Source organism: Mesorhizobium sp., from assembly GCF_005063415.1.
In the GTDB taxonomy this organism is placed as follows: Bacteria; Pseudomonadota; Alphaproteobacteria; order Rhizobiales; family Rhizobiaceae; genus Mesorhizobium.
In genome coordinates this window covers 14,870-25,818 of record NZ_SUEG01000069.1, presented here as the reverse complement: position 1 = coordinate 25,818, position 10,949 = coordinate 14,870, and the positions used below count along the sequence as shown (strand labels likewise).

At 62.6% G+C, this 10,949-nt stretch carries 10 protein-coding genes and 1 pseudogene; 9 read left to right on the top strand and 2 right to left on the bottom strand.

The annotated features are described in order from the left end of the window. Positions 1–333, bottom strand: a pseudogene (locus E5W70_RS18700) (hypothetical protein); the annotation flags it as partial. Between the two features lie 304 nt (positions 334–637). On the opposite strand from E5W70_RS18700, the gene E5W70_RS18695 reads away from it, so the two are divergent. Beyond that, a complete protein-coding gene (locus E5W70_RS18695) occupies positions 638–1,177 on the top strand; it encodes a protease inhibitor Inh/omp19 family protein (RefSeq protein ID WP_292660650.1) in 540 nt (179 codons plus the stop codon). 145 nt (positions 1,178–1,322) lie between these two features. Continuing rightward, positions 1,323–2,525 (top strand): cell division protein ZapE, encoded by a 1,203-nt coding sequence (gene zapE / locus E5W70_RS18690; protein ID WP_292660648.1) that lies wholly within the window; start codon positions 1,323–1,325, stop codon positions 2,523–2,525. 34 nt (positions 2,526–2,559) lie between these two features. On the opposite strand, the gene E5W70_RS18685 is transcribed toward zapE, so the two are convergent. Beyond that, on the bottom strand, positions 2,560–2,988 hold the full coding sequence (locus E5W70_RS18685; RefSeq protein WP_292660647.1) for a GNAT family N-acetyltransferase: 429 nt from the start codon (positions 2,986–2,988) through the stop codon (positions 2,560–2,562). A gap of 231 nt (positions 2,989–3,219) precedes the next feature. Between E5W70_RS18685 and mdh the strand changes: the two genes are divergently transcribed. The 7 genes from mdh (at position 3,220) to E5W70_RS18650 (ending at position 10,850) form a co-directional block, all read left to right on the top strand. Further along, positions 3,220–4,188, top strand: coding sequence for a malate dehydrogenase (gene mdh, locus E5W70_RS18680; RefSeq protein WP_292660644.1), 969 nt, complete (start codon positions 3,220–3,222; stop codon positions 4,186–4,188). Between the two features lie 41 nt (positions 4,189–4,229). Beyond that, a complete protein-coding gene (sucC, locus tag E5W70_RS18675) occupies positions 4,230–5,426 on the top strand; it encodes an ADP-forming succinate--CoA ligase subunit beta (protein ID WP_292660641.1) in 1,197 nt (398 codons plus the stop codon). Further along, entirely contained in the window at positions 5,426–5,917 is a 492-nt protein-coding gene (locus E5W70_RS18670; RefSeq protein WP_292660638.1) for a hypothetical protein, read from the top strand. The genes sucC and E5W70_RS18670 overlap by 1 nt, the downstream gene beginning before the upstream one ends. A 32-nt stretch (positions 5,918–5,949) precedes the next feature. After that, a complete protein-coding gene (locus tag E5W70_RS18665) occupies positions 5,950–6,321 on the top strand; it encodes a cupin domain-containing protein (protein ID WP_292660634.1) in 372 nt (123 codons plus the stop codon). A gap of 2 nt (positions 6,322–6,323) precedes the next feature. Then, the gene (locus E5W70_RS18660) at positions 6,324–6,821 is read left to right on the top strand and encodes a DUF1579 family protein (RefSeq protein WP_292660631.1); all 498 of its coding nucleotides are present in this window, start codon (positions 6,324–6,326) and stop codon (positions 6,819–6,821) included. Between the two features lie 12 nt (positions 6,822–6,833). Next, entirely contained in the window at positions 6,834–7,736 is a 903-nt protein-coding gene (sucD, locus tag E5W70_RS18655; RefSeq protein ID WP_292660628.1) for a succinate--CoA ligase subunit alpha, read from the top strand. 126 nt (positions 7,737–7,862) lie between these two features. Next, positions 7,863–10,850 (top strand): 2-oxoglutarate dehydrogenase E1 component, encoded by a 2,988-nt coding sequence (locus E5W70_RS18650; protein WP_292660626.1) that lies wholly within the window; start codon positions 7,863–7,865, stop codon positions 10,848–10,850. The last annotated feature ends 99 nt before the right edge of the window (positions 10,851–10,949 follow it).

The following is a 10,949-nucleotide window of genomic DNA, read 5'->3' as shown; positions in this document are numbered from 1 at the left end:
TTTCGGACCGGCGAAGGAGAGCGGCGAGACGCGTCGCGACCAGACCGGGTCGGTCAGGATGTTCAGGCCGGCTGTCTGGACGAGCAGCGAGGAATGACCGACCATGGTGAGGCGCAGCGCAGAACCATCGATGCGCTCGACCGGTCTTGCCGGTGGAAACGGGCTCGGATCCGCCGCAGGCCATTTCGAGCGCTCGCGGCTCAATTGCCATTTTAACAGATCGGCAAAGCGACCCGGCGGCCGGCCGTCGGGATTGAAGAACAAGGTGCCGTCGAAATGATCGCTGGGCGGCCCGCTGTAATAGCGGTTGGCGGCTCTCTTTCTCGCGGCCAAGAAATCGGCTCCCTGCAATTTGCTGATCGCCAAGAGATAATGCCGGAGCCGGCCCGCGCAAGCATTTGAGGTGAACGCCAAGGTTTTGGCGCCGGTGCGCCGTATCGCATCAACCGGAGGTGCCGGCCAAACGGCCAAGGCGTAACACAATTTAGGCAATGTGCATTTTGCGACAAATTTGCAACATTAGCGGCGCAAACCGTATTTTAACCATATCGGGTTGAAATTTCGCCACCTTCTCCATCTTGGTGAGGGGGACATTGCGCGGACGGCACCCCCAGCCCGATCCGACGGAGGTTGAAGAATGAAATTTTCGAAAACCGGCCTGCTGGCCGTATCGCTGGCCGCGCTCGTTGCGAGCGGCTGTTCAACCTCACGGTTCACATCAATGGACGACCAGCAGCCGGCGCCCCTGGAACCTGCGCCCGCCGGCAAGGTGACCGCAAACCAGCTGCCGCCGCCGGCAACACCCGGCCCGGCCGATCCGTCGAAATTTCCAACCGCACCGCAGAACACCCAGGTCGCCTCGCTGCCGCCGGACGGGACGGCTCCGGCCGGTGCGGCCGACCTTACCGCGTCCAGCGTCGCCGGCGTGTGGAAGGCAAGCGTGTCCGGCCAGAGCTGTCAGGTGGCGACGCCGCAGACGAAATTCGGTTCGGGCTACCGCGCCGGACCGCTGCATTGCCCGGCGCCGCTCGACGGCATCAAATCCTGGAACGTCGCCGGCAAACAACTGACGCTCTTTGACGAGAACGGCGGCACGCTGGCACGGCTCTATTCCTCGGGCGGCGAGAAATTCGACGGCCAGACTTCCAACGGCCTGCCGATCTCGCTTACAAGGTAAGAGAACGCCCCCCCATTGTTACGCAAATCCGGACGGAAAACCGTTACACACTTTTCCTGGAATTGCTCTCTTTTGTTTTTTACGCAATTCCGGACAGAAAACCGCTACACACTTTTCTTAGAATTGCTCCGGAACGACGTGACCGATGCATCTGCGTGACGGCCTCCAGACCCATGCGACCGTCAAGCAGCGCTACGACCATCTGGTCGAGACGGGTGCCATCGGGCGCGACCCGGCGCAGGAGCGGATCGCGGCTGCGCTCGACCGGCTGATCGACGAAATATCGGCAAAGCGGCTGGCGCATAAATCAAGCGCGCTTGGGTGGCTGTTCGCCCGCAAGCGCGAAGTGCACGAGGCGGTCAAGGGCCTCTACATCCATGGCGGCGTCGGCCGCGGCAAAACCATGCTGATGGACATGTTCTTCGAGCTGCTGCCGGCGCGGCGCAAGCGCCGGGTGCATTTCAACGACTTCATGGCCGACGTGCAGGACCGCATCCAGAAGCACCGGCAGGCTCGCAAGAACGGCACGGCCAAGGAGGACGACCCGATCCCGCCGGTGGCACGCGCGCTGGCCGAGCAAGCCTGGGTGCTATGCTTCGACGAGTTCTCCGTCACCGACATCGCCGATGCGATGATCCTGTCCAGGTTGTTTTCGGCGTTGTTTGCCAATGGCGTGGTGCTGGTCGCCACCTCCAATGTCGCGCCGCAGGATCTCTACCGCGACGGCCTGAACCGCCAGCTGTTCTTGCCGTTTGTCGCTATCCTGGAGCGCCACGCGCAGGTCCTGGCGCTTGACGCCGACAAGGATTACCGCCTCGACAAGCTCAGCCGCATGCCGGTCTACGTCACCCCGGCCGATGCCGCCGCCGACCATGCGCTCGACGAGGCGTGGGCGGTGATGACGCATGGCAGGCCGACGGCCGAGACGATGCTGACGGTGAAGGGCCGGCACGTCGTAGTGCCGCGTGCTGCCGGCGAGGCGGCGCGGTTTTCCTTCGCCGATCTCTGCGAGAGGCCGCTCGGCGCCCGTGACTATCTTGCCATCGCCGGCCGTTTCTCGACCATCTTCATCGACCATGTGCCGGTGCTTGGCGAAGGCAAGCGCAACGAAGCCAAGCGCTTCATCCTGCTGGTCGATACGCTCTACGATCATCATGTACGGCTGGTGATGAGCGCCGCGGCACCGCCGGCGCAGCTCTATACGGCCAAGCGCGGCAACGAAGTCTTCGAGTTCGAGCGCACCGCATCGCGGCTGATCGAGATGCAGAGCCACGACTGGCTGGAGAACTGGGCGGAGAGGCAGAGGGCGCAGGGATCATCGACCGAGGCACGGCAGGCTCAGGCGTGAGGGATAGTACAGAAGGGGCCGCTGCCGCCGGCGCCTATAATCGATAAACATACATGACGAACCCCTCCGCCGGCCCATGCGGCTCTTTTCGCGACTCGTAAAGTGCGTGAGCGGCAACATTGTCCGGCTCGGTGCCGACCCACGCCTCCTCACAGCCATGCTCGCGACCGAGTGCGAACATGGCGCCGAGCATCCTTGTCGCAATGCCCTGGCGTTGAAAGGCCGGCGCCAGGCCGACCTCGTCTATGTAGAGTTCGCTCACCTTGTCCGGGTGGCGATGGATGACGGCTGCGCATTGGCCAACGACGATGCCGTCGGCGAGGGCCACGACCATGAAATGACCGGGCTCCGCGAGATAGGCAGAGAGCCGATCCGGCCTGACCGGCTCATCGAACACCTCGTCGGCAACCCGCATCACAAGGGCGTCATCGCCGGGAAATAGCCTTCTGATTTCAGATGCCATTGTGTAGAATTCCTCTAGCCGGCTTCAGAACTTTTACGTTTACGTAAGTCCCATTGTTTCTAACCGATTGAAATTGCTCACTCCAAAATAATCGTTTGAATTTTTGTACGGCCGGGGCTATTGCGTGCGGCGAATTTCGCGGTTCCGCAGCATTCCGGCCTCTTCCTCCGACGCCGTCATCAAATCGTCAAGGATTTGGGCGCCGTCTAGTCAAAGGGAAAACATCCTGACATGGCACGCAACAAGATAGCGCTCATCGGCTCGGGCATGATCGGCGGCACCCTCGCCCACATGGTCGGCCTCAAGGATCTCGGCGACGTCGTGCTGTTCGATATCGCCGAAGGCATCCCGCAAGGCAAGGGGCTGGACATCGCGCAGTCGTCGCCGGTCGATGGGTTCGACTCCAGGCTGACCGGCGTCAACGACTATGCCGGCATCGAGGGCGCCGACGTCTGCATCGTCACCGCCGGCGTGCCGCGCAAGCCCGGCATGAGCCGAGACGATCTTCTGGGCATCAACCTGAAGGTGATGGAGCAGGTCGGCGCCGGCCTCAAGAAATACGCGCCGAAAGCCTTCGTCATCTGCATCACCAATCCGCTCGACGCCATGGTCTGGGCGCTGCAGAAGTTTTCCGGCCTGCCGAAGAGCCATGTCGTCGGCATGGCCGGCGTGCTCGACAGTTCGCGCTTCCGTTATTTCCTGGCCGAGGAATTCAAGGTTTCGGTCGAGGACGTCACCGCCTTCGTGCTCGGCGGCCACGGCGATTCCATGGTGCCGATGATCCGCTATTCGACGGTTGCCGGCATCCCGCTTCCCGACCTCATCAAGATGGGCTGGACCTCGAAGGAGCGGCTCGACCAGATCGTGCAGCGCACCCGCGACGGAGGCGCCGAGATCGTCGGCCTGCTCAAGACCGGCTCGGCCTTTTACGCGCCGGCCGCTTCGGCCATCGCCATGGCCGAAGCCTATCTCAAGGACAAGAAGCGGGTGCTGCCCTGTGCGGCGTATCTTTCGGGCCAATATGGCGTCAAGAACACCTATGTCGGCGTTCCCGTGGTGATCGGCGCCGGCGGCGTCGAACGGATCATCGAGATCGAGCTCGCGAAAAGCGAGCAGAAGATGTTCGACAGTTCGGTCGCGGCAGTGCAGGGCCTGTGCGACGCCTGCGTCAAGATCGCTCCGCATCTCGCGGCCAAGTAAGCCGGTAACCAAGCCCGCCAAGCAAGCTGGAGACATAGCGCATGAACATCCATGAATATCAGGGCAAGGCGCTGCTGAAAGGCTTTGGCGCACCGGTGGCCGAGGGCGTGCCGGTGTTCAAGGCGAGCGAGGCGGAAGCCGCCGCCAAGGCGCTGCCCGGCCCGCTCTATGTGGTCAAGAGCCAGATCCATGCCGGCGGCCGCGGCAAGGGCAAGTTCAGGGAGCTCGGCCCCGATGCCAAGGGCGGCGTCAGGCTGGCGAAGTCGGTGGCCGAGGTCGTCGCCAACGCCAAGGAGATGCTCGGCCACACGCTGGTCACCAAGCAGACCGGCCCGGCCGGCAAGCAGGTCAACCGGCTCTATATCGAGGACGGCGCCGACATCGAGCGCGAGCTCTATCTGTCGATCCTGGTCGACCGCTCGGTCGGGCGCGTCGCCTTCGTCGTCTCGACCGAGGGCGGCATGGACATCGAGGCGGTCGCCCACGATACGCCGGAAAAGATTATTACCGTCGCCATCGACCCGGAAAAGGGCGTGACGGCCGACGATGTGAAGAAGCTCAACGCCGCGCTGAAGCTCGACGGCGACGCCGCCAAGGATGGTGGCACGCTGTTTCCGATCCTCTACAAGGCGTTTGTCGAGAAGGACATGAGTCTGCTCGAGGTCAACCCGTTGATCGTCATGAAGAACGGCCGGCTGCGCGTGCTCGACGCAAAAGTGTCGTTCGACAACAATGCGCTGTTCCGTCACCCGGACGTGCTCGAATTGCGCGACACCACCGAAGAGGACGAGAAGGAGATCGAGGCGTCGAAATACGACCTCGCCTATGTCGCGCTCGACGGCAATATCGGCTGCATGGTCAACGGCGCCGGCCTTGCCATGGCAACGATGGACATCATCAAGCTCTATGGCGCCGAGCCGGCCAACTTCCTCGATGTCGGCGGCGGCGCGTCAAAGGAGAAGGTGACGGCGGCGTTCAAGATCATCACCAAGGATCCGGCGGTCAAAGGCATTCTCATCAACATCTTCGGCGGCATCATGAAATGCGACATCATCGCCGAGGGCGTCATCGCCGCGGTCAAGGAGGTCGGCCTGCAAGTGCCGCTGGTGGTGCGGCTGGAAGGCACCAATGCCGAGCTCGGCAAGAAGATCATCAACGACAGCGGACTGAACGTGGTGTCGGCCGATGACCTCGATGACGCAGCCAAGAAGATTGTCGCGGCGGTGAAGGGCGGCTGATGCAGCGGTTGCTGGCCATAGCGCTCTGCGGCATGGCTTTTTGGGCCAGCGCGGCTGAGGCCGCGGATGGTTCGACGTCGCCCGCCTGGATCGGCAAGAGGGTCAATCTCTTCATGAATTTATGTCCGGCGACAGCACCCAGCTTCGGCAGGTTCGACGCCGTTGCCCGTGAGAGCGGGTTCAAGGCCGGATCCGACGGACTCCAAATCTACAAGGCTACAGAGATCGTTGCCTCGATCAAAAATTGGAGCGGTCGCTGCGACTGCCTTGTCTCCTTCGGCACCAACGATCCAAAGCGGGCTGCCAACATGATCCTGAGAAGGCTTCTGACCAAATACGGCAGCAAGTTCCAGGCCGATGATGATCCCAAGTCCCTTGGCAAATTGAGAACGTCTGGCGGCAATCTATCGGTGCAGGTCGTAACGACGCGGCGCGCCGGTGGCCAATGGATCGGTGCTGTCGTTCACGGAAACCAAAAATGCCCAGCTTGAAAACTGAACTTCATGGTCGGGGTCGCTAGGCGATGCCTCCGCACAAGATAAATCTGGTCGAGGCGGCGGATGCGAAGATCAAGAAGGTTTTCGATCCCCATATTGCCGGCGACGTGAATGACAGCCAGGTCAAGATCGCCAAGTTCGGCGACGCCTTCGACTGGCACGCGCATGGCAATGAAGACGAGGCCTTCCTGGTGCTGCGCGGCCGCATTGCCATCGATTTCCGCGACGGCACGGTGGAGCTTGGCAGCGGCGATTTCATCGTCGTGCCGCGCGCCGTGGAACACCGGCCGCGTTCGCTGAGCGAAGAACCTGTCGTACTGATGTTCGAACCGGCGACGACGCTCACACAGGGCAACGCCAAGAGCGACCTCACCGTCACCGAGCTGAAGCGGCTCTGACCATGAACGCGGCACCGTTCTCCTCCCTCTCGGCCGACCACCAGCGCCTGCAGGCGCTGGTCGGTGCCTGGCGTGGCGAGGAGGAGATTTCGGGCACTCAGTGGGCCGATGCCGGCACGGCGACTTCGGAAGTGCTGGCCGAGGCGCAATTCGGCGGCCTGTTCGTGGTGCAGCGCTATCGCCAGCGCCGCGACGGCACGGTCTCGTTCGGCTCGCACAATGTGTTCGGCTTCGATCAGCAGAACAGCCTCGTCACCATGCATCAGTTCGACTCGATGGGGTTCGTGCCGGCATCGCCCGCCACCGGCACTTGGAACGGCAGCGAGTTGGTTCTGGATCGGTCGTCGCCGCGTGGCGCGGCGCGCGTGACGTATATTTTTGACGATGCCGACACTTACCGCATGCGACTGCATTTCAAACCTGCCGGCAGCGATAGCTGGCAAGACATGGTGAGCGGCGTCTACCGGCGCGTCTCGCCTTCCTCGATCAACGGTTTTTAGAAAAGGGCTCCGATGTCCATTCTCGTCGACAAGAACACCAAGGTGCTGGTGCAGGGCCTGACCGGCAAGACCGGCACGTTCCACACCGAGCAAGCGCTGGCCTACCACGGCACCAAGATGGTCGGCGGCATCCACCCCAAGAAAGGCGGCGAGACCTGGACCGGCGCCAAGGGCGAGGCACTGCCGATCTTCGCAACCGTAGCCGAAGGCAAGGCCAAGACCGGGGCCAACGCTTCGGTCGTCTACGTTCCGCCGGCGGGTGCCGCCGACGCGATCCTGGAAGCGATCGAGGCCGAGATCCCGCTGATCGTCTGCATCACCGAGGGCATACCGGTGATGGACATGATCAAGGTCAAGGCACGGCTCGACCGCTCGACATCGCGGCTGATCGGGCCGAACTGTCCCGGCGTGCTGACCCCCGACCAATGCAAGATCGGCATCATGCCCGGCAACATCTTCCGCAAGGGCTCGGTCGGCGTTGTTTCGCGCTCGGGAACGCTTACCTATGAGGCGGTGTTCCAGACCACCAATGTCGGCCTCGGCCAGACCACCGCCGTCGGCATCGGCGGCGATCCGGTCAAAGGCACGGAGTTCATCGACGTGCTGGAGATGTTCCTCGCCGACGACGAGACCAAGTCGATCATCATGATCGGTGAGATCGGCGGTTCGGCCGAGGAAGATGCCGCGCAGTTCCTCAAAGACGAGGCAAAGCGCGGCCGCAGCAAGCCGATGGCCGGCTTCATCGCCGGGCGCACCGCGCCGGCGGGCCGCACCATGGGCCATGCGGGCGCGGTCATCTCCGGCGGCAAGGGCGGCGCGGAAGACAAGATCGCGGCGATGGAATCGGCCGGCATCAAGGTTTCGCCATCGCCGGCCCGGCTGGGTACGACCCTGGTCGAGGCGATCAAAGGTTAGGGGAGTAAGGGAGTACGGGAATAGGGGAGTAGGGAACAAGACGAGGGCATTTGCCCTACTCCCTTACTCCCCTATTCCGGTACTCCCCTCCAACAAAGGAGACGAAGCAAAGGCTTCGACAGTGACATGGCAAGACAAGATCAGGCCAACGACCAGTTTTCGCTTACCTCTTTTCTCTATGGCGGCAATGCCGATTACATCGACGCGCTCTATGCCGCCTATGAGGACGATCCCGCGTCGGTCGATCCCGAATGGCAGGACTTCTTCGCGGCGCTGAAGGACGACGCCGGCGACGTGCGCAAGAACGCCAAGGGCGCGTCATGGGCCAAGCCCTCCTGGCCCATGCAGGCCAATGGCGAGCTGGTCTCGGCGCTGGACGGCAATTGGGGCCTGGTCGAAAAGCACATCGAAAAGAAGGTCAAGGACAGAGCAGCCGGCAACGGCGCAGCGCTTTCCGACGCCGACGTGCATCAGGCGACGCGCGATTCCGTCCGCGCCATCATGATGATCCGCGCCTTCCGCATGCGCGGCCACCTGCACGCCAATCTCGATCCGCTCGGCATTGCCAAGCCGCTCGAGGATTATAACGAGCTGTCGCCGGAGAATTACGGATTCACCGAAGCCGATTACGACCGGCCGATCTTCCTCGACAATGTGCTCGGGCTGGAATTCGGCACCATCCGGCAGATGCTCGACATCCTGACCCGGACCTATTGCTCGACGCTCGGCGTCGAATTCATGCATATTTCCGATCCCGAGGAGAAGGCCTGGATCCAGGCGCGCATCGAGGGCACCGACAAGGAGATCTCCTTCACCGCAGCCGGCAAGAAGGCGATCCTGCAGAAGCTGGTCGAGGCGGAAGGCTTCGAGCAGTTCATCGACGTCAAGTACAAGGGCACCAAGCGCTTCGGCCTCGATGGCGGCGAGTCGCTGATCCCGGCGCTGGAGCAGATCATCAAGCGCGGCGGCCAGCTCGGCATGAAGGAGATCGTGCTCGGCATGGCACATCGCGGCCGGCTGAACGTGCTGTCTCAGGTGATGGCCAAGCCGCACCGTGCCATTTTCCATGAGTTCAAGGGCGGCTCGGCCGCGCCCGACGAGGTCGAAGGCTCGGGCGACGTGAAGTACCATCTCGGTGCCTCGTCGGATCGCGAGTTCGACGGCAACAAGGTGCATCTGTCGCTTACCGCCAATCCCTCGCATCTGGAAATCGTCGATCCGGTGGTGATGGGCAAGGCGCGTGCCAAGCAGGACTATCTGTTCGGCCGCAGCCGCGAAGAGATCGTGCCGCTGGAAGAGCGCGCCAAGGTGCTGCCGCTGCTGTTGCATGGCGACGCCGCCTTTGCCGGCCAGGGCGTGATTGCCGAAATCCTCGGCCTGTCGGGCCTGCGCGGCCACCGCGTCGCCGGCACGCTGCATTTCATCATCAACAACCAGATCGGCTTCACCACCAACCCGCGCTTTTCGCGCTCGTCGCCCTATCCGTCCGATGTGGCCAAGATGATCGAGGCGCCGATCTTTCACGTCAATGGCGACGATCCGGAAGCCGTGGTCCATGCGACCAAGGTGGCGATCGAATTCCGCATGAAGTTCCACAAGCCGGTCGTGGTGGACATGTTCTGCTACCGCCGCTTCGGCCACAATGAGGGCGACGAGCCTGCCTTCACCCAGCCGATCATGTATCGCAAGATCCGCAACCAGAAGACGACGGTGCAGATCTATGCCGACCGGCTGATTTCCGAAGGCCACATCACCCAGGTCGAGTTCGAAAAGATGAAGGCCGATTGGCGGGCGCATCTCGAGCAGGAATTCGAGGTCGGCCAGCATTACAAGCCGAACAAGGCCGACTGGCTGGACGGTGCGTGGTCCGGCCTGCGCTCGGCCGACAACCAGGACGAACAGCGGCGCGGCAAGACCGCCGTGCCGGTCAAGACGCTGAAGGAGATCGGCAAGAAACTGACCGAGGTGCCGAAGGATTTCGAGGCGCACAGGACGATCATCCGCTTCCTCGACAACCGCCGCCAGGCGATCGAGTCCGGCGAAGGCATCGATTGGTCGACGGCCGAGGCGCTGGCCTTTGGCGCTATCCTGCTCGACGGCAATCCGATCCGGCTGTCCGGACAGGATTCGGAGCGCGGCACCTTCTCGCAGCGCCATTCCGTGCTCTATGACCAGCGCGACGAGACACGCTACATCCCGCTCAACAATCTGTCGGCGGCGCAGGCCGGTTTCGAGGTCATCAACTCGATGCTGTCGGAAGAGGCCGTGCTCGGCTTCGAATATGGCTATTCGCTGGCCGAGCCGAAGGCGCTGACGCTGTGGGAAGCGCAGTTCGGCGACTTCGCCAACGGCGCCCAGGTGGTGTTCGACCAGTTCATCTCGTCGGGCGAGCGCAAATGGCTCAGAATGTCGGGCCTCGTCTGCCTGCTGCCGCACGGCTATGAAGGCCAGGGGCCCGAGCATTCGTCGGCCCGGCTCGAGCGCTTCCTGCAGCTTTGCGCCGAAGACAACATGCAGGTCGCCAACGTCACGACGCCGGCCAATTACTTCCACATCTTGCGCCGGCAATTGAAGCGGGACTTCCGCAAGCCGCTGATCCTGATGACGCCGAAGTCGCTGCTGCGCCACAAGCGGGCGGTATCGACGCTGCCGGAGATGTCGGGCGAAAGCGCCTTTCACCGGCTGTTGTGGGACGATGCCCAGCTATTGTCTGGACAGGCCATCAAGCTCACCAAGGATTCGAAGATCCGCCGTGTCGTGCTCTGTTCGGGCAAGGTCTATTACGACCTCTACGAGGAGCGCGAGAAGCGCGGCATCAACGACATCTATTTGCTGCGCGTCGAGCAGCTCTATCCGTTCCCGGCCAAGGCGCTGATCACCGAACTGTCGCGCTTCCGCAATGCCGAGATGGTGTGGTGCCAGGAGGAGCCCAAGAACATGGGCGCTTGGTCGTTCATCGATCCGTATCTCGAATGGGTGCTGGCGCATATCGACGCCAAGCATCAGCGGGTGCGCTATACCGGCCGGCCGGCTGCCGCTTCGCCGGCGACCGGATTGATGTCGAAGCATCTCGCCCAGCTTGCCGCCTTGCTCGACGACGCGCTTGGTGAATAGAACAGAACCGAAAGAAACGGACAGGCACAATGGCAACCGAAATCCGCGTCCCGACACTTGGTGAATCCGTCACCGAGGCGACCATCGGCAAATGGTTCA

Bases quoted from the DNA above. Each gene is read 5' to 3' on its own strand.
- sucC (WP_292660641.1), top strand. From the start codon at position 4,230: ATGAACATCCATGAATATCAGGGCAAGGCGCTGCTGAAAGGCTTTGGC.
- E5W70_RS18665 (WP_292660634.1), top strand. From the start codon at position 5,950: ATGCCTCCGCACAAGATAAATCTGGTCGAGGCGGCGGATGCGAAGATC.
- sucD (WP_292660628.1), top strand. From the start codon at position 6,834: ATGTCCATTCTCGTCGACAAGAACACCAAGGTGCTGGTGCAGGGCCTG.
- mdh (WP_292660644.1), top strand. From the start codon at position 3,220: ATGGCACGCAACAAGATAGCGCTCATCGGCTCGGGCATGATCGGCGGC.
- E5W70_RS18660 (WP_292660631.1), top strand. From the start codon at position 6,324: ATGAACGCGGCACCGTTCTCCTCCCTCTCGGCCGACCACCAGCGCCTG.
- E5W70_RS18685 (WP_292660647.1), bottom strand. From the start codon at position 2,988: ATGGCATCTGAAATCAGAAGGCTATTTCCCGGCGATGACGCCCTTGTG.
- E5W70_RS18650 (WP_292660626.1), top strand. From the start codon at position 7,863: ATGGCAAGACAAGATCAGGCCAACGACCAGTTTTCGCTTACCTCTTTT.
- E5W70_RS18695 (WP_292660650.1), top strand. From the start codon at position 638: ATGAAATTTTCGAAAACCGGCCTGCTGGCCGTATCGCTGGCCGCGCTC.
- zapE (WP_292660648.1), top strand. From the start codon at position 1,323: ATGCATCTGCGTGACGGCCTCCAGACCCATGCGACCGTCAAGCAGCGC.
- E5W70_RS18670 (WP_292660638.1), top strand. From the start codon at position 5,426: ATGCAGCGGTTGCTGGCCATAGCGCTCTGCGGCATGGCTTTTTGGGCC.